The following is a 17,126-nucleotide window of genomic DNA, read 5'->3' on the forward strand; positions in this document are numbered from 1 at the left end:
GGCTTGTACGTTCTTTGCATCCTTATAGTCGACGAATGGACCAGGTGCGTGCGTGGAGGCCCGCGGTGCCAGGCGTGGTCGAGGTGTTCCACGCCCGGTTCGCCACCTACGCCTATCCGGCGCACGCGCATCGCACGTGGACGGTTTTTCTGGTGGACGACGGCGTCATCCGCTATGACCTGGACCGGCATCCGCACGGCTCGGACGCCACCGTGGTCAGTGTCCTGCCGCCGCATGTCATCCACGACGGCCGGCCGGCGACCAGCGGCGGTTTCCGGAAAAGAGTGCTGTATGTCGACGACTCCGTGCTCGGCGAGCACCTGGTCGGTCCGGCCGTCGACCATCCGGTGGTGACCGACCGGCTGTTGCGCGACCGGCTTTCCGTCGCACACCAGGTGCTCGACCGCGGTGACGCGCTCGAAGCCGAAAGCCGGCTCGCCTTCGTTTTCGAGCGCCTGCGCCGTCATCTGCGCGACCGGCCATCGCATGCGCCAGCAACCGGCAGCGAGCTGGCCGAGCAACTGCGCGCACTGCTCGATGACAACGTGACCGGTTCGCTGACGCTGGCCGCCGCCGGTCGCCGCCTAGGTGCGCATCCGGCGCATCTTGTCCGCAGTTTCACGCGTACGTACGGGATCGCGCCACATGCGTACGTTCTCAGCCGGCGCGTCGAGCTGGCACGCCGCCGGCTCCTCGACGGCGAGCCGCTCGCCGAGGTCGCCGTCGGTGTCGGATTCTATGACCAGGCGCATTTTACCCGGCATTTCAAGCGATACGCCGGCATCACGCCGGGCCGTTTCGTCACCAGTTCCCGGTTTCCGGCCCCATCGCGCCATAGGTGAGCTCGCCGGCTCGAGTGTACGTCGCGGCGACGACACCGGTTTTCGAGGTGGTCGCCTCGACCAGTCGCAGGCCGGCCGGGACCGTGCCATTGCCGAAAAGTCGTTTGCCAGAGCCGACGAGCACCGGAAAGACATAGAGCCGGAATTCGTCGACGAGGTCGAGCAGCGTCTGGATCATCGCGCCACTGCCATGCACCTGGATGTCGCCGCCGTCACTGGACTTCAGCCGCTCGACCGCGGTGTGAACATCGCCGGTGAGCAGCGTCGAATTCTGCCACGACACCGAGCTGAGCGTGCGCGAGGCGACATATTTCCGCACTCCGTTCATCTTCGCACCAATCGGATCGTCGGCCGCCGCCAACGGCCAGGTCGCCGCGAAGATGTCGTACGTGCGGCGGCCGACGAGCAGTGCGCTGGCGCTGTTGGCAAACTCACCAACGTCCTTGATGTGCTGCTCGTCAATGTGCGGCACGGCCCAGCCGCCGTGCCGGAATCCGCCGTCGCGGTCCTCGTCGCTGCCACCCGGCCCCTGGACTACGCCGTCCAGGGACAGAAAAGCCATCACTGTCAGCTTGCGCATGTCACTCCTCGGTTCGTACGGTCCGTTCACCAACCCGACACGCGGCGTCGGCCGAAAATCGACACACCTGGTGCGCTGGCCGCTAGCGGCCGATCCGGAGCTTTCGCAATGGCCGTGACTCCGCCTCTTTCCGGACGTACGGTGAGGTGGTGGCTGATGCGAACTGGGTTGTGGGGATTGTCGGGGCCGGCGGCATAGCGCAGGCACACATTCCGGCCTGGCAGGCCGAAGGTGCGCAGGTGGTGCTCTATTCGCCGTACGACGGCGTGGAGCGGATCGCCGAGAAAGTCGGCGCGCGGGCCGTACACAGTTATGAGGAGCTGCTGGAGACGGTCGACGGTGTGGACATCTGTTCGCCGACTCCGACCCATCGTGACTACGTGCTGGCGGCCGCGGCGGCGGGTCGGCATGTGTTGTGTGAGAAGCCGTTGGCATTGGAGCCGGCCGACGCGCTCGAGATGATCGAGGCGTGTGAGGCCGCCGGCGTGCAGCTCTATCCGGCGCACGTCGTACGGTTTTTCCCCGAATACGCGCTGATGCGGCAACGCGTCGCGGCCGGCGACATCGGTCGGCCGGCGATTCTGCGGTTTTCCCGGACCGGCCGGTTTCCCGGCTGGAGCCCGTGGTTTGGCCAGGACGAGCTGTCCGGCGGGCTGGTGACCGACCAGATGATCCACGACCTGGACATCGCCCGCTGGGTCGCCGGACCGGTGGATCGCGTTTACGCGGTGGAAAACTCCGGTGGCTCGGTGCGCATGGCGATGGTCACGCTGACGCACGGAAGCGGAGCGTTGAGCCATGTGCACGGTGTGTGGGGACTGCCGGAGACGAAGTTTCGGACGTCCTTTGAGGTTTCCGGCGACAAAGGCATCCTGCGCTACGACAGCGCCGCCGACCAGACGCTGCGGGTCGAGCTCGGCGGCGGGTCTGGTGGCGGTGAGGCCTGGCCGTCGGTGGTGACCACGATGACGCCGTATCACCTGGAAATTGCCGCGTTTTACGCGGCCTTCCGCGGCGGCCCGGTGCCGCGCGTGTCGGCCAGGGACGGCTTGGTCGCGGTGGAGTTGGCCGCGGCGGCGCGCGAGTCGATGCGGTCCGGCAGCGCGGTGGATTTCGTCGAAGGGGGAGCGAAATGAAGGTCGGCGTGCTGTCGCTGGCACACATCCACGCGCCAGGATACGTAAAACTTCTCGCCGCCAGGCCGGATGTCACGCTCGCGATCGCTGATCCCGGCGGTGCGGAGATGGCCGAGAGCGCCGGCGCGGAATTCCACTCCACGTACGAGTCGCTGCTGGCCGCCAAGCCGGACGCTGTCGTTGTCTGCGCGGAAAACACGCGCCACCGCGCGCTGGTCGAGCTGGCCGCCGCGGCAGGTGCGCATGTTCTTTGCGAGAAACCGTTGGCGACCAGCACCGCCGACGCGGTCGCCATGATCGATGCCTGCGAAAAGGCCGGCGTGGCCCTGATGACCGCGTTTCCGGTCCGGTTTTCGCCGGCGTTCCAGTCCGTCCGCAACTTGGTCAGTTCCGGCAGCCTCGGCGACGTGATTGCCGCCGTCGGCACGAACAACGGCAAGCTGCCACCGGACGAATACGGCTGGTTCACCGAGCCGGAGCTTTCCGGCGGCGGCGCGATGATCGACCACATCGTGCACGTCGCGGACTTGCTGGAGGCATTGTTTTCGGCCCGGCCGGCGACGGTTTACGCGCAGTCCAACCGGATCACGTACGCACACCAGGCTCGCGTCGAGACAGGCGGCATTGTCACCGTGCAATATGACAACGGCCTGAAAGCGACGATCGACTGCAGCTGGAACCGGCCTCCGGCGTTTCCGACCTGGGGTGGTCTCACGCTTGAGCTGGTCGGCACCGCCGGCATTGTCGACGTGGATCCGTTCGCGCAGGCGGTGACCGGTTTTGCCGACGGCGCCGTGCATTACGCGTGGGGTGACGACCTCGACGCGTTGATGCTGGAGGAATTCCTGTCGGCCACCGCGGCCGGCCGCGCGCCACAACCCGGTGGAGCCGCCAGCCTGCGTACGGTGCAGATCGTCGAGGCCGCCTATCTTTCGGCGCGTACGAACGAACCGGTGACCATCGCCTCCTGACATGGACGCATTCGAGCGAGCGCTGCGTCACGTGGCGTCGTTGTCGACCGGAAAGCCGATCGACAGCCGCCTGCGCGTGACGCTGAACTTTCATCCCGACCGGCTGACGTTGGCGAAGCTGGCCGCCGACGGCGTTTATCGGTCACAGTTCGTCACCGGTACGAGCAACGGCGGCCTGACCGCGTATCCCGGCGGCGACCGGTGGCGCTGGGAGAGCCGGATTTTCGGTGGTGCGTACGATTCGGCCGCGCCGGACGAGCGGCCGGTCTACGGCGCGCTCAACTTCCGGCACAAGGCCGCCGGCGCCGCGCCACGTTTCGGATCGGCGCATCTGCGGCTGACCGAGGATGTCCTGAGCCGCGCGACCTTCTGCTATCCGGACAGCGTGCTTGAGCCGACGAGTTTCGGTGTGGCCGCAAAAATGGCGCTCATCGAGCTGGCCGCCGCGGACACTCAGGACGACCTCGACGACTACATCGAGGCGCAGGTGCACGGCGAGGTGCGTCTGGACCGCGATGTCGAGGCGCTGGTCCTCGATCCGTGTTATCGCGGCACCGCGGTGGAAACCGTCGACCTGCCGTGTGCGGTCGAGTGGCACGCCGGTTTCCGCCTCACCGTCGACGAGCTGCGGTCACATCCGGACTATCGTGGACCGGAGATCGTCGCGCTCGGCGCGAAAATCGCCGTGGATGGCGTGCTTGATCCGCGCATCATCGGGGCTGCGCTGCACACCGGCCGCTATGATCCGCAGCAGATCAAGAAAGTCTGGCATTACGTGGCACGTTTCGGTCCGCCGGCTCAATAGCCGCGCGCTCGCTCGGCAGCGTCGGCGGTGGTCTCGATCAGCTTGCGCATGGCGCGAAAAGCCGCTGTCTCGCGGCGCGCACGTACGGCCACCAACACGGCACGGTGCAGCGGCAGCGTTTCCTGCACGCTGGTGGAGGGATGGGACAGCACCTGCAGCGAATGCCGCAGGCCGGTCTCCAGCAGCCGGCCGAGCTGCTCGATCAGCTGGTTTCCGCTGGACTGCAGCAAGGTGAGATGAAAGGCGAGGTCGGCGCGGACGAACTCGTCCTCGCTGGCCGGCAGGTCGTCGGCGTGCTCGGCCATGCCATCGTACGCTGTCTGCAGCGTCAACAACTGCTCCTCGGTCGCGCGCGCCGCGGCGAAAGCGGCGGCCCCCGGCTCGACGACCAGCCGGAGCTCCAGCAGGTGCGCCAAAAAGGTCGCGTCACCGGCACGGCTGTGCCAGTCGATCACCTCGCGGTCCATCAGGTTCCACTCGCCGCGCGGCAACACCCGCGTGCCGAGCCGCGGCCGCGGCTCGACGAGTCCTTTTGCGGCCAATGCCTTCACCGCCTCGCGTACGCCGCCGCGGCTCACCTCGAGGGTGGCGGCCAGCTCCGCCTCGTTGGGCAGCTGGCTGCCGCCGGGCAGCTCGCCGGACACGATGCGCAGGCCGAGCCACTCCACCACCTGGCCATGCATCGTGCGGTGCCGGCCGAGCGGGCTGGCGTGGGTTCGCGCACGCGTCACCGAGGAATCATCGAATGATTAATCGATTATGTCAAACACTGAAAACCGGGTGTTTCGCGGCAGAAGGGACGCACTTCCGCTGAGTGAGGTCTTGACGTCATGAGCGAATCATCGAATGATTCACGCACCTGCTCGGGGTCGCGTCCCCGAGGCTCGGACCCTCTCGGCAGACGGGACACGTGTCAGCGATGAGTGACAACCGCGGAGCCAGGCCAGCCGACCAACAGTCTCGGCGTACGGTGTTGAAGGCCTTCGGCGCCGGTGGCGCGGCGGCGGCCGCGATGACGTTTTTGCAGGCCTGCACCGGTGCGCAGGGTGCCTCCGGCGGATCCGGATCCGGTGCGGCCGGTGCCTTTCCGTCGACGCCGAAGTGGCGTTTCGTCTTCGTCAACCACGTCACCACCAATTCGTTCTTCGTGCCGACCCGCAGCGGCCTGGCCGACGCCGCGTCGCTGCTCGGCCTGCCGACTCCACAGTGGACCGGCTCGCAGACCGGCAACGTCTCGGAGATGGCCAACGCGTTCGAGACCGCGATCAACAGCAACGCCGACGGCATCGCGGTCGCGCTGACCGACAGCAACGCCTTCGTCGACCCGACCAAGAAGGCGCTGGCCAAAGGCATTCCGGTCATCGCGTACAACGCCTCGGCGGCCAACAACTTCCCACTCACCTACGTCGGCCAGGACCTCTACCAGTCCGGTTTCCTGATGGGACAACGGATCGCCACCACGGTGAAGTCCGGCAAGATCCTGGTCGGCATTTCGCAGCCGGGCGGCAACAACGTGCAGCCGCGGCTGGATGGCATCGTCGCGGCGCTCAAGACGGCGGCGCCGGCGGTGAAGGTGCAGTCGGTCAACACCGGCGCCGAGCAGGCCGCCGAGCTCAACGCGATCACCGCGGCGTACACCGGAAACCCGGACGCCAAAGGCATCTACGCGGTCGACGCCGGCAGTACGGCCTCGATCGCGCAGCTGATCAAATCGCGCAACCTGCAGGGAAAGGTGCACGCCGGCGGCTATGACCTGCTGCAGGACACGCTGACCGGAGTCAGCACCGGGGCCTTGGACTTCACCATCGACCAGTCGGCCTATCTGCAGGGTTTCCTGCCGGTGCTGTATCTCTATCTCTACCGGCTGTCCGGCACGCTGGTGACACCGCCGTTCACCGACACCGGCCTGACCTTCGTCACCAAGGAAAACGTCGCGCCGTACCTGTCGGCCAACAGCCGTTTCGAAGGCGGCGCCAACAACAAGCTGATCGCGATGCCCAAGTCGATCCCGCTGCCGCCGCCGAGCACGGTGGGGCACTAGTGGCGTTGCTGGCCGGAGCCGTACGCGTCAAGGAGCTCAGCATTCTGCTGGTCACCATCGCGTGCGGCATCTATTTCACCGTCACCAACCCGGCCTTCACCTCGGCCGGCAACTATCAGACGATCGCGCAGTACGTGGCGCCGTGGGCCATCATCGCGGCCGGCGAGGTCATGCTGCTGATCTGCGGCGAGATCGACCTGTCGGCCGGTTTCGTGTTCACGCTCTCGCCGTTTGTGTTGATTCTGTTCTACAACAACGGTCTTCCGCTGATCGCCGCGTTGATCGGCGCGTTGGTGATCTGCGCGCTGGTCGGTGTGGTCAACGGTCTCATCCGTACGGTTTTCGGCCTGCCGTCGTTCATCGTCACGCTCGGCATGGCGTTTTTGCTGCAGGGCCTGGCGTTGATCATCTCCAACGGCGCGCCGGTGCCGGCGCCGACGGACAGCTGGGTCGTCACGGTCTTCGGCGGCGCGCCGTGGACGGAGCTGTTCTGGGCCCTGGCGATCGTCGTGGTCATGCAGATCGTGTTGACGGCGAGCAGATTCGGCGTCTACACGCAGGCCACCGGCGGAAATCCGATCGGCGCTGCCGAGTCGGGCATCCGGGTCAACCGGATCAAGGTGATCAACTTCGCGCTGACGTCCACGTTTGCCGGCCTCGGCGGCATCCTGGAAGGCATGCGCGTGCATTCCTTCGACCCGACCAACGGCGGCTTCAACTACATGTTTTTCGCCATCGCCTCGGCGGTCATCGGTGGCACGGCACTGCTCGGTGGTTCTGGTACGGTTGTTGGCGCACTTTTCGGCGCTCTGCTCCTCGGCATCGTCTACGACGGCTTCAACCTCATCGGCGTCAGCGCCAACGCCTTCAACGTCGTGCTGGGAATCGCGATCCTGGTCGCCATGTTTCTCAACGTTTATCTGTCGTATCTGCGAAAACGCGCCAGCACCGTACGGAGCGCGTCATGACCGAGTTCATCCGCGCGGAGCACCTCAGCAAGCGTTTCGGCCCGGTCACCGCGATCCGCGACGTCAACCTGCGGGTCAACAGGGGTGAGATCCTCGGCCTGATCGGCGACAACGGCGCCGGCAAGTCGACGCTGATCAAGATCCTCACCGGCTTTCACCAGCCGGACGGCGGTCGGCTGCTGATCGAAGGCGAGCAGGTGCAGCTCAAGTCGGTCGTGCACGCGCGGTCGCTGGGGATCGAGACCGTCTTCCAGGATCTCGCGATGGTCAACGAGCTGCCGGTCTATCTCAACCTGCATCTCAACAAGGAATTGGTGCACAAGCCGCTGCCTTTCCTGCGACGTAAGGAAATGCGTAAACGCGCACGAGAGGCACTGGACGCGATCGGCATCTCCATCCCGTCGGTCAACGCTCAGGTCGGACAGCTCTCCGGCGGCCAACGCCAGGCCATCGCGGTGGCGCGATCCGTTTACTCCAACGCGAAACTGCTGCTGCTCGACGAGCCGCTGGCCGCGATGGGCGCGAAGGAGGGCGGCCAGATCCTCCGGCTGCTGGCGCAGCTCAAGCAGCGCGGCGACCTCGCCATCATCCTGATCGCGCACAACTACAGCCAGGTCGTGGACGTGTGTGACCGGGTCAATCTGTTGCAGCACGGCGAAATCACCTTCGACAAGCCGGCCAAGGACACCTCGGTCGCCGAGTTGCTGGAGCTCGTACACGCGGAATACCGCCTCTGACGATCGTGTCCGGATCTGGCCGGTGTGCGGTCAGCGGCCGCCGTATATCTGACGCATGACAACGCAACCGGACCTGTTCGGCGTCGGCGACACCCTGGCGATCGACGAGACTTTCGCGACCGCACACCGGATCGAGCTCGATGCGACCTCGTGGGTCGAGCACGTCCCCGGCTGGCTGACCGGCAACGAGGTGCTGCTCGAGCGGCTCATCGCGACGGCCGAGTGGGAGCAACGCGAGCGGCGGATCGTCGACCGGATGATGGTCGAGCCGCGGCTCACCGCCGAATACCCCGACGTGCGGCAAGCGCCGGAGCCGATGCTGCACACCATCACGGCGGTGCTTTCCGAGCATTACGGTGTGCCGTACGACGGCCTGTGGATCAACTACTACCGCGACCACCGCGACAGCACCGGCTGGCACGGCGACTGGGCCACCTGCAAACGCCGCGAATGCGTCGTGCCGGTCCTCAGCCTCGGCGCCACCCGGCGTTTCCTTGTCAAGCCGCGCAAGGGCGGCCGCAGTGTGGTGCTGACGCCGGCCGGCGGCGATCTGGTGGTGATGGGCGGCCGCTGCCAGCGCGACTGGCGGCACTGCGTGCCGAAGCAACAGACGGTCGCGGGGGCGCGGATCAGCGTCAACTTCTCCAGCAGGTTTCAGGCGGCCGGTGATTGACCGTACGGCCGGAACAGGGCACCGTGTATCCGGACAAACGATAACGGAAGGCGCGCCATGTTCAAGACCCTCGCGTCGTCGCTGCTCTGGCGCGGCATCCTCGCCATCGTCATCGGCCTGGTCTCGATCGTCTGGCCGGGGATCACCGTCGGCGCGTTCGTGATCCTGTTCGCCGTCTATTGCATCCTGCTCGCGGTCATCGACGCGGCGCGCGGTTTCGCCAGCCATCGCGCCGGCTCGGTCGCTTGGTATCTGCTGCTCGCGGTCCTGTCGCTGCTCGCCGGCGTGATCGCGATCTTCCTGCCCGGCGTCACCGCGCTCGTCCTGACGCTGTGGATCGCCGCCTGGGCGGTCATCACCGGCATCGTGCAGGTCGCGATGGCCTTCGTACGCGGAGAGACCGCCGGCGAGCGCGCGTTGTGGGCGGTGACCGGCCTGATCTCGCTGGTCTTCGGCATCGTGATCGCCGTCCATCCGGGCAACGGAGCGGTCGCGCTGGCCACCGTCTTCGGCTTCTTCGCACTCATCTATGGCATCGGTGACGTGGTCATGTCGGTGCAGGTCCGCGGCCTCGGCAAAGAGCGTTCGTAACCGGTGGGACCGCCAGGCGTGGCAGCGCCACGTCGGCGGTTTCGCCGGGTTTCATGTTTGTTGCGTTGGGGGTGGTTGCTCCGTCCCGATTGGTGCGTTGGGCGGGTGGTGGTTTTCGCCTGCGCGGAGGGGCGACCTCAAGGAGAGGGGCGCGCGGGGTTTCGCTGTTGGTTCTGTTGGGTGCCGCGGTGCGGTTCTCGAGGTGGGTGGACCAGGAGTGTGGCTGGGGCGCCAGCGGTGCCGTGGCGTCCCGGCGGGTGGCGAGAAGGTCCAACATGTGGAACCCGAAGGCGTGTGGAGCGCTAAATGTCTGTCTTGCGAGGTTCAGTGATGATGTGAATGTCGAGTCACTTGCGCTGGACGCACGTAACGGGCCCTCACGCCATCACGGCCGCCGGATGCTGTGGCGGGTGTGACTATTGAGGCTGGTAATGCTGTTGTGACTGCCGGCTGGCGATAAATGTCCGGTTTGATGTCTTGTTAAGGTGACTGAGCAAGCCCAGAGAACCCAGCCCCAGCACGAAACCGCCGCCCGCACCCCTATGTACACGATGGCGTCCCGCGCCCCCTCCCTGAGGTCGCGCCAGGCGGCGTTTGGGCTCGGCTATCGCCGCATGAATAGCCCTGTTAGTACTAGCATTCGGTTACCTCAAACAACGTTGAAAAACGACGCTCGATAGATAGGTGGCCGTTGTGACCGCCGAACTGCGTATCCGGATCCTCGGGCCGTGGGACATCCAGGTGGACCACCGACAGGTGTCGATCCCGCGCGGCCAACTGCGCATTTTCCTCGCGTCCCTGCTGCTCTCGGCGCACGAGCCGGTGCCAGTGGCGACCCTCGTCGAACGCGGCTGGCCGGAGCGCGCGCCGCAGCGGGCCAGCGCGACCCTGCACACGTACGCGACCCGGCTGCGCAAGCTGCTCGGCCACGACCTGATCCAGACCGCTCGCGGCAACGGCTATCTGCTGCGCGTGCCGTCGGACGTCGTCGACCTGCATCAGTTTCGCGACCTGCTGTCGGCGGCGCACAGCGCGCCGTCGCCGGACGAGGAGCTGGACTGCCTGCACCACGCGTTGTCGCTCTGGCGTGGCAAGCCCTTCGGCGACGAGGCGTCGACCTGGCTGGACCGCGAGGTGGTGCCGCGGCTGATCGAGGAGTGGTTCACCGCGACCGAGCGGCGGATCGACCTGGAGCTGAGCCTCGGCCGGCCGGCGCAGCTGGTGCCGGAGCTGTGGGATCTCACCGAGCGTTACCCGACCCGTGAGTCGCTGTGGGTACGCCTGATCACCGCGCTGCACCAGGCCGGCCGCCGCGCGGACGCGTTGCACGCGTACCAGAAAGTACGCGCGATCCTGCACGACGAGCTCGGCATCGACCCGAGCGACGAGCTGGCGCAGCTGCAGCGCGCGGTGTTGCTGGATACGAACGGCGGCGCGTCGACCGCCTTCACCGCGAGCCGGCCGCGCCAGCTGCCGCACGACATCCCGCACGTGGTCGGCCGCGACGCCGAGGTGGCGCTGCTGGACGCGGCGGTGGTCGACGGGCGTACGGCCATCGTCGCGATCGACGGTGCTCCTGGCACCGGCAAGACGACGCTGGCGGTGCACTGGGCGCACCGGGTGGCCGAGCGCTATCCGGACGTACAACTGCACCTCAACCTGCGCGGATACGGTCCGGGCGAGCCGGTCGAGCCGAAGGCCGCGATCGAGACGCTGCTGCGCGCGCTCGGTGTCACGCACGAGAAGATTCCCAACGAGGTCGAGGAGCGCGCGGCGTTGCTGCGTACGACGCTGGCCGGCCGCCGCGCGCTGATCCTGCTCGACAACGCGCGCAACGCGAGCCAGGTGCGGCCGCTGCTGCCGTCCACCGACAGCCTGGTCGTCGTGACCAGCCGCAACCAGCTGCGCGGCTTGGCCGTACTCAACGGCGCACACCGCATCACGCTCGACCGGCTGGCCGACGCGCCGGCGCTGGAGGTGCTGGCCACCGCGATCGGCGCCGAGCGGGTCGAGGCGGAGCCGGCGGCGGCCGCCGAGCTGGTGGCGCTGTGTGACCGGCTGCCGCTCGCGCTGGCGATCGTCGCCGAGCGTGCGCACCGCAGCGAGCGGCTGGCCGACGTCGTACGCGCGTTGACCGACGAGGCCGCGAGGCTCGACGAGCTCGGCACCGGCGAGGACGATCCGCAGACCGACCTGCGAGCGGCGCTGTCCTGGTCGTACCAGGCGCTGTCGCCGGCCGCCGCGTCGATGCTGCGCCACCTCGGCCGGCATCCGGCCGGCGACATCGCGTTGGAAACGGCCGCCGCCCTGGCCGGCCTTCCGGTGCCGCGCGCGAAGGACGCGCTGGACCGGCTGCTGGCCGCGCACCTGGTCGAGCAGCGCCGGCCGGACCGTTACGAGGTGCACGACCTCATCCGTCTGTACGCCGCTGACCAGGGCGAACGGCATGAGACCGGCGCCGAGCGGGACGCCGCGATCGGCCGCGTACTCGACTGGTATCTGCACGCCGCGGTGAGCGCCGACAAGTGCTATCGGCCGCTGCGCCGCCGCGACTTCGTCCACCCGTACGAGCCGCAGACGCCGCCGCCGCGCTTCGACGGCCTGCCGGAGGCCGCTGCCTGGCTGGAGACCGAGTACGACAACCTGCGTACGGTCATCACCTGGGCCGCGACGCACGGCTGGGTCGGCCACGCGTGGCGCACCGCGGTCGCCATGGCCAGCTATTTCGAGTCGCGGCTGCCGTGGCGCGACGCGACCGACGCGCTGCGGACGGCGTACGAAGGTGCGTCGGCGGCGGGGGACGTGATCGGCCAGGCGTACACGCTGAACTCGATCGGCTGTACGCACCTCGACATGCACGACATCGTGGTCGCGAAGTCACATTTCGAGCGCGCGTTGGCTCGTTTCGTGGCTGAAGGCGACCTCGGCGGCGAGGCGATGGTGCGCGGCAACCTCGCGCTCGCGCTCGCCGAGAAGGGTGACCGCGAGCAGGCACTGGCACACTGCAGGCGCGCGTTGGAACTGTGCGAACAGCGCGGCTATCGGCGTGGTGTCGGCATGAACCTCGACAACCTCGGCATCGCGTACTCGCTGACCGGCGACCACGACCGAGCGATCGAATGCCTGATGCGCGCCAGACAGATGTTCCGGGAGCTCAACGACCGTGTGGAGCTGGCGTGGGTCGCGCAGCACATGGGTCAGGCGTATGCGCGCGTTGGCGAGCGGCGCGCCGCGGTCGCCGCGTTCTGCGAGGCGATCCGCGGCTTCCGGCAGGACGGCAACCGGCGGTTCGAGGTGTTGACGCTGGTCGAGCTCGGCCGGCTGCTGGAGCACTGCGGCCACGAGAAGATGGGCCGCGGGATCCTCGACGCGATGGCCACGTACGCCGATCTCACCGCCGACCGCGACCTACTCGCCAGCTAGCCTTTTCCTCCGTTTTCCCTCGTGCATCGCGACAACCCGCGCGACCGGGATGGTGTGACCCTCGGCGACCAGGTCCGCGGGAAGCGTCTGCGGAGCCGGCATCCGCTCGGACCACAGGTCGCGGCCGTCCAGCAGCGCCGGCGCGTTGTGGATGGTGAAGTCGGCCGGCGAGACCTTGTCCAGGTCGTCCCAGTCGACCGGGAACGACACCGGCAGGCCCGGCCGGATCCGCGGACTGTACGTCGCCGCCACCGTCGCGCCGCCGGCGCGCGTCGAGTCGAGGAAGACCTTTCCTTCGCGCTCGTCCTTGATGTAAGCGGTGGTGGCGATCGCCGGGTCGATCCGTTCGGCGCGTACGGCCAACGCGCGCGTCGCCGCGGCGATGTCCTCAGCCGACTGCTCCGGCGCCAACGGCACGAAGATGTGCAGGCCCTTGGCGCCACTGGTCTTGACCACGCCCGACAGCCCGGCGTCGGCGAGCGCCTGCCGCACGAGTTTCGCCGCCGCCACAGCCATTCCGAACGCTTCCGCCTGTGGCGGATCCAGGTCCATGACCATGAATTCCCAGTGGCCGTCGCGGACCAGCGGCACGTGATATTCGATCGCGCGCTGGTTGGCAAACCACAGCAGCGTCCTGCGGTCGTCGCACAGCGCGTACGAGACCTGACGTTTTGACGCCTCGGCCCAGATTTTCACCGTACGTACGAAATCCGGGGTGTATTTCGGCACGTTCTTCTGCATGAACGCCGGCTGGCCCGGCCGGATCCGCAGCACCGACAGCGGCCGTCCGGCCAGCCGCGGCAGGATCTGGTCGCGTACCGCGTCCAGATAGTCGACCAGGTCCCGTTTGGTGGCGTTGGCGCCGTCGAACAGCGACTGGTCGAGGTTGGTCAGCGAGACGCCGTCGCGCTGCTCGTCCTCGGTCTTCTTGCTCATCGTTTCTTCGCTGCCCAGTCGAACATGAAGCACAGCAGCCAGACCAGGCCGGCCACCACGAACACCACGTTGGTGAGGTTGCGCAGGATGCCGCCGGTGTTGGAGTAGGCCAGCAGAAACGCGGCGACCAACGCGACCAGCGCCACCTGGCCGGAGGTGCGGCGCCACTTCCGTACGACGTTCACTCTGCGGTGTCCTCCAGCTCGCGGTTGCTGGGTCCAGCCTGCCAGATCCGGAGCGTACGTGGGGAAGGCGCGCGCTGAGTGTGCCGTCAGCGCAGCGCTCCGGCCGTCATGCCGGCGGCGATGCGGCGCTGGAACAGGACGTAGACCACCAGCACCGGGATCATCGAGATCACCAGGCCGGCGAACAGGCCGCTGAAGTCACTGCGATAGCCGCGGCTGACCGTCAGGTTGGCCAGACCCTGCGCGATCACGTACTTGCTGGGGTCGGTGGTGAGCACCAGCGGCAGCAGATACTGGTTCCACATGCCGAGGAAGTTGAAGATGCCGATGCTGATCAGGCCGGGTTTGGCCAGTGGCAACATGATCCGGAAGAAGGCACCCCAGTGCGTGCAGCCGTCCAGGAGCGCCGCCTCGACCAGAGACGCCGGCTGCGTACGGAAAAACGCGCAGAGGAAGAAAATCGAGAAGGACATCGACTGCGTCGCGTAGACCAGGATCAGGCCCTGGTAGGTGTTGAGCAGGCCGAGGTTCTTGACCACGAAGAACAGCGGCACCAGGGCGAGGAAGACCGGAAACAGCATGCCGCCGACGAAGGTGTAGTAGACGATCCGGTTGCCGGGAAACTGAAAACGCGCCAGGACGTACGCGACCATCGACGACAGCAACAGCGTGAGGATGACGCCGCCGGCCACCACGATGACGCTGTTGAGGAAGTACGAGCCGATCTCGGCCTGGTTCCACGCGCGTACGAAGTTGTCGAAGCGCCACCGGCTCGGCAGCGTCCACGGACTGGTGAAGATCTCCGGGTCGGACTTGAAGGCGCTGACCACGCTCCACAGCAGCGGCACCGTGACCATCACCGCCCAGACGATCAGAAATCCGTGCGAAGCCAGCGAAAAACCGCGTCCGGCGATGTCGGCGCGTTCGGTCGTACGCGGCTGCGCCGGCGGTTTGCGGGTCACCGGCCGGTCCTCGCGCAGAGTCGTCATGGCTGTCCTTTTAGTATTCGACCCGCTCGCGGCGGGAAAGCCGGAAGGCGACGATGGTCAGGACCAGGGTGAGCGCGAACATCGTCACGCCGATGGCCGACGCATAGCCAAACTTGCTGTAGGTGAAGGCGTTGTCGAACAGATACAACGCGACCACGTTGGTGGCGTTGTCGGGGCCGCCGGGGCCGACCGTCAGGATCTGCACCAGAGCGAAGGTGTCCAGCGCACCGATCACCAGGTGCACGATCGCCACCTGCATGGCGTCCCAGATCAGCGGCAGCGTCAGATGCCAGAAGGTCTGCAGCCGGTTGGCGCCGTCCAGCAGCCCCGACTCGTACAGCTCACGCGGCACGGATCCCATCGCGGCGGTGAAAAGGACGACGTAGAAGCCGACGCTGCCCCACACCGACACGCCGAGCACCGCGGCCAGCGCGGTCTTGTCGTCGCCGAGCCAGACCTGCCGGAAGGCGTCCAGCCCGATCAGCGACAGGAATCCGTTCAGCAGCCCGTTTTTCGGCTCGTACACAAACTGCCAGAGCACCGCGATCACGGTCACCGACAGCACGCACGGAAAGAAGTAGACGACCTGGTAGAACTTGCCGCCGGCGATGCCGCGTACGCCGGCCTTTCGCGGCCCGGTGCCACCGCTGCCGCCGAAGTTGATCATCGACGAGAAAAACAGCGCCAGCACGATCACGATGATCGGGATCGAAATCAGCAGGAACAGGTTGTTCTTCAGGGCGATCCAGAAGATCGGGTCCTGGAACAGTCGGACGAAGTTGGCCAGGCCGACGAAAGACGCGTTCGCGCTGAACCCCTGCCAGTCGGTCAGCGCGATGTAGAACGCCTGCAGATACGGCGAGATCACGAACACCAGATAGAGCACGAACGGCAGCAGCAGGAAGCTCAGGATGAACCGGTATTTGCCGTAGCGCATCCGACCACTTCCTTCCGAACGTTCCTTCCGAACGATTGAGCGCATCAAAAGCCCTCGGCGGGTAGTGCCGCCACCAGACCCGGACATCCGACTAGACCAGTGATCTGCAAGCCTGGCCGACCGGCAGGCGTACGTCCAGCCGAAACAGCGGCGCGCGGGTAGACCGGTGGTCTCATTCAGTCGATCTCCAGGCCGGCCAGGCCAGGCAGCGGTGGATGCGGTGCGTGCGGCTCGGTCTGATACCACCAGGCGGTCGAGGCGATGTCGTCCTTCAGCGGCAGATAGCGCGGCTCACCGTTCCACTCCGGCCGCCAGCCGAGCGCCTGGATGGTCACCTCGATGCTCTCGGTGAACCGGATCGGGTCCGGCACGTGCCAGCGATACAGGCCGAAACGCTGTTGGTTGCGCATGAAACCGTCCGGCACGATGACCTGCGGCATGCCGAGGTAGGGGCCGGTGAACGCGCCGTAGGTGTTCTCCGGATGGACGAAGCCCCACGCGCCGCCGAAGTAGTCCTCCGTACCGGTGCCGCAGATCGTCGGCCATTGCTCGCCGTCGAGATGGAACTTCATCTCGCCTTCGCCCCACCAGCCGCGGCTGTGCGCCTCCCAGGCCAGGTAGGTGCCGACGTAATGGCCGCGACCGCGTACGCCGTCGAGCAGGGTGTGTAGCGCGCCGTCGACCGGGTCGCTGCGCCGCCATTGTGCGTGCAGATACGCGCAATCGTCCGGCACCTCGGTCAGCGCGTACGTGATCTGGTAGAAAAACCCGCGCGCCGGCTCCGGAGCGATGTTCTCCACGGTGATCCGTGCGTGCCGGCGAAACGGCATCTCCCAGTAGGAGTTGAAGCCGCCGGTGGGGTTTACCGCTACAGGGATTGACGTTACGCTGGCGTGTTCGCCCCAGCCGTTGCAGAAGAAGTCGCCGAGCGGCACCTCGATCGACGGGTTTTCCTCGCCGTCCCAGTGGAACCGCAGGATCAGGCTGCGCCAGAACTTCCGGTCCATGGTGATCCAGATGTGCTGGATCGCACCGGGTCCGTCGATGTCGGCCAGCGTACGGACCGACTCGGCCGGGATGTCGACGCACGGCGAGATCTTCCAGCCACGGCCGAGGTCGCGGCCGGCCACCGCGCCGTTGCCCTCGGTCGCCATGCCGCCGGCGCCGGGTCTGCCGTCCGGGTTTTCCGCGCTGATCGACCGGGTACGCGCGTCGGACAGCCGGGACAGGTTGCCCAGGTGGACGCCAAGGCCGCTGAATGTCATGCACATCTCCCGCGAATCGTGGTCGGCTCGCGGCCAGTGAATCACGG

General features: G+C 66.9%; 17 protein-coding genes. 10 read left to right on the top strand and 7 right to left on the bottom strand.

Annotated features, from left to right (window positions below; genetic code table 11):
* Positions 1 to 35 precede the first annotated feature (35 nt).
* Positions 36 to 842, top strand: a complete 807-nt coding sequence (locus GNX95_RS21145; RefSeq protein ID WP_163509127.1) for a helix-turn-helix transcriptional regulator — start codon at positions 36 to 38, stop codon at positions 840 to 842.
* On the opposite strand, the gene GNX95_RS21150 is transcribed toward GNX95_RS21145, so the two are convergent.
* Positions 802 to 1,422: a dihydrofolate reductase family protein gene (locus tag GNX95_RS21150; RefSeq protein WP_163509128.1), complete on the bottom strand. Its 621-nt coding sequence runs from the start codon at positions 1,420 to 1,422 to the stop codon at positions 802 to 804. The genes GNX95_RS21145 and GNX95_RS21150 overlap by 41 nt on opposite strands.
* A gap of 149 nt (positions 1,423 to 1,571) precedes the next feature.
* Here GNX95_RS21150 and GNX95_RS21155 point away from each other — a divergent pair, with 149 nt between their 5' ends.
* From GNX95_RS21155 to GNX95_RS21165, 3 genes are read left to right on the top strand one after another with little or no spacing between them, the layout of a single operon-like run.
* A complete protein-coding gene (locus GNX95_RS21155) occupies positions 1,572 to 2,558 on the top strand; it encodes a Gfo/Idh/MocA family protein (protein ID WP_222853790.1) in 987 nt (328 codons plus the stop codon).
* On the top strand, positions 2,555 to 3,529 hold the full coding sequence (locus GNX95_RS21160) for a Gfo/Idh/MocA family protein (protein ID WP_163509129.1): 975 nt from the start codon (positions 2,555 to 2,557) through the stop codon (positions 3,527 to 3,529). The genes GNX95_RS21155 and GNX95_RS21160 overlap by 4 nt, the downstream gene beginning before the upstream one ends.
* Before the next feature lies 1 nt (position 3,530).
* Positions 3,531 to 4,334: a DUF3626 domain-containing protein gene (locus GNX95_RS21165; protein WP_163509130.1), complete on the top strand. Its 804-nt coding sequence runs from the start codon at positions 3,531 to 3,533 to the stop codon at positions 4,332 to 4,334.
* Here the strand turns inward: GNX95_RS21165 and GNX95_RS21170 are convergent.
* On the bottom strand, positions 4,328 to 5,065 hold the full coding sequence (locus GNX95_RS21170) for a FadR/GntR family transcriptional regulator (protein ID WP_222853791.1): 738 nt from the start codon (positions 5,063 to 5,065) through the stop codon (positions 4,328 to 4,330). The two genes, GNX95_RS21165 and GNX95_RS21170, sit on opposite strands and share 7 nt — an antisense overlap.
* A 188-nt stretch (positions 5,066 to 5,253) precedes the next feature.
* Here GNX95_RS21170 and GNX95_RS21175 point away from each other — a divergent pair, with 188 nt between their 5' ends.
* The 6 genes from GNX95_RS21175 to GNX95_RS21200 all read left to right on the top strand — a co-directional run bounded on the left by GNX95_RS21175 (position 5,254) and on the right by GNX95_RS21200 (position 12,767).
* Complete coding sequence (locus GNX95_RS21175) at positions 5,254 to 6,375, top strand: sugar ABC transporter substrate-binding protein (protein ID WP_222853792.1); 1,122 nt, start codon at positions 5,254 to 5,256, stop codon at positions 6,373 to 6,375.
* Positions 6,375 to 7,343, top strand: a complete 969-nt coding sequence (locus tag GNX95_RS21180) for an ABC transporter permease (protein WP_163509131.1) — start codon at positions 6,375 to 6,377, stop codon at positions 7,341 to 7,343. The genes GNX95_RS21175 and GNX95_RS21180 overlap by 1 nt, the downstream gene beginning before the upstream one ends.
* Positions 7,340 to 8,080, top strand: a complete 741-nt coding sequence (locus tag GNX95_RS21185) for an ATP-binding cassette domain-containing protein (protein WP_163509132.1) — start codon at positions 7,340 to 7,342, stop codon at positions 8,078 to 8,080. Before GNX95_RS21180 ends, GNX95_RS21185 begins: the two co-directional genes overlap by 4 nt.
* Before the next feature lie 55 nt (positions 8,081 to 8,135).
* On the top strand, positions 8,136 to 8,753 hold the full coding sequence (locus GNX95_RS21190; RefSeq protein WP_163509133.1) for an alpha-ketoglutarate-dependent dioxygenase AlkB: 618 nt from the start codon (positions 8,136 to 8,138) through the stop codon (positions 8,751 to 8,753).
* Positions 8,754 to 8,810: 57 nt separating this feature from the next.
* Entirely contained in the window at positions 8,811 to 9,344 is a 534-nt protein-coding gene (locus tag GNX95_RS21195) for an HdeD family acid-resistance protein (protein ID WP_163509134.1), read from the top strand.
* A gap of 693 nt (positions 9,345 to 10,037) precedes the next feature.
* Positions 10,038 to 12,767 carry an AfsR/SARP family transcriptional regulator gene (locus GNX95_RS21200; protein ID WP_163509135.1) on the top strand — a complete coding sequence of 910 codons (2,730 nt, stop codon included), beginning with the start codon at positions 10,038 to 10,040 and terminating at the stop codon, positions 12,765 to 12,767.
* On the opposite strand, the gene GNX95_RS21205 is transcribed toward GNX95_RS21200, so the two are convergent.
* The 5 genes from GNX95_RS21205 to GNX95_RS21225 all read right to left on the bottom strand — a co-directional run bounded on the left by GNX95_RS21205 (position 12,753) and on the right by GNX95_RS21225 (position 17,079).
* A complete protein-coding gene (locus GNX95_RS21205) occupies positions 12,753 to 13,703 on the bottom strand; it encodes a DNA polymerase domain-containing protein (RefSeq protein WP_163509136.1) in 951 nt (316 codons plus the stop codon). The two genes, GNX95_RS21200 and GNX95_RS21205, sit on opposite strands and share 15 nt — an antisense overlap.
* Positions 13,700 to 13,888, bottom strand: a complete 189-nt coding sequence (locus GNX95_RS21210) for a hypothetical protein (protein WP_163509137.1) — start codon at positions 13,886 to 13,888, stop codon at positions 13,700 to 13,702. The genes GNX95_RS21205 and GNX95_RS21210 overlap by 4 nt, the downstream gene beginning before the upstream one ends.
* An 86-nt stretch (positions 13,889 to 13,974) precedes the next feature.
* Positions 13,975 to 14,877 carry a carbohydrate ABC transporter permease gene (locus GNX95_RS21215; RefSeq protein ID WP_163509138.1) on the bottom strand — a complete coding sequence of 301 codons (903 nt, stop codon included), beginning with the start codon at positions 14,875 to 14,877 and terminating at the stop codon, positions 13,975 to 13,977.
* A 10-nt stretch (positions 14,878 to 14,887) separates the two neighbouring features.
* A complete protein-coding gene (locus GNX95_RS21220) occupies positions 14,888 to 15,814 on the bottom strand; it encodes a carbohydrate ABC transporter permease (protein WP_163509139.1) in 927 nt (308 codons plus the stop codon).
* A gap of 176 nt (positions 15,815 to 15,990) precedes the next feature.
* Positions 15,991 to 17,079, bottom strand: a complete 1,089-nt coding sequence (locus GNX95_RS21225) for a glycoside hydrolase family 172 protein (protein WP_163509140.1) — start codon at positions 17,077 to 17,079, stop codon at positions 15,991 to 15,993.
* Positions 17,080 to 17,126: the final 47 nt, after the last annotated feature.

Origin of the sequence: Fodinicola acaciae, assembly GCF_010993745.1 — a bacterium.
Taxonomy (GTDB): Bacteria; Actinomycetota; Actinomycetes; order Mycobacteriales; family HKI-0501; genus Fodinicola; species Fodinicola acaciae.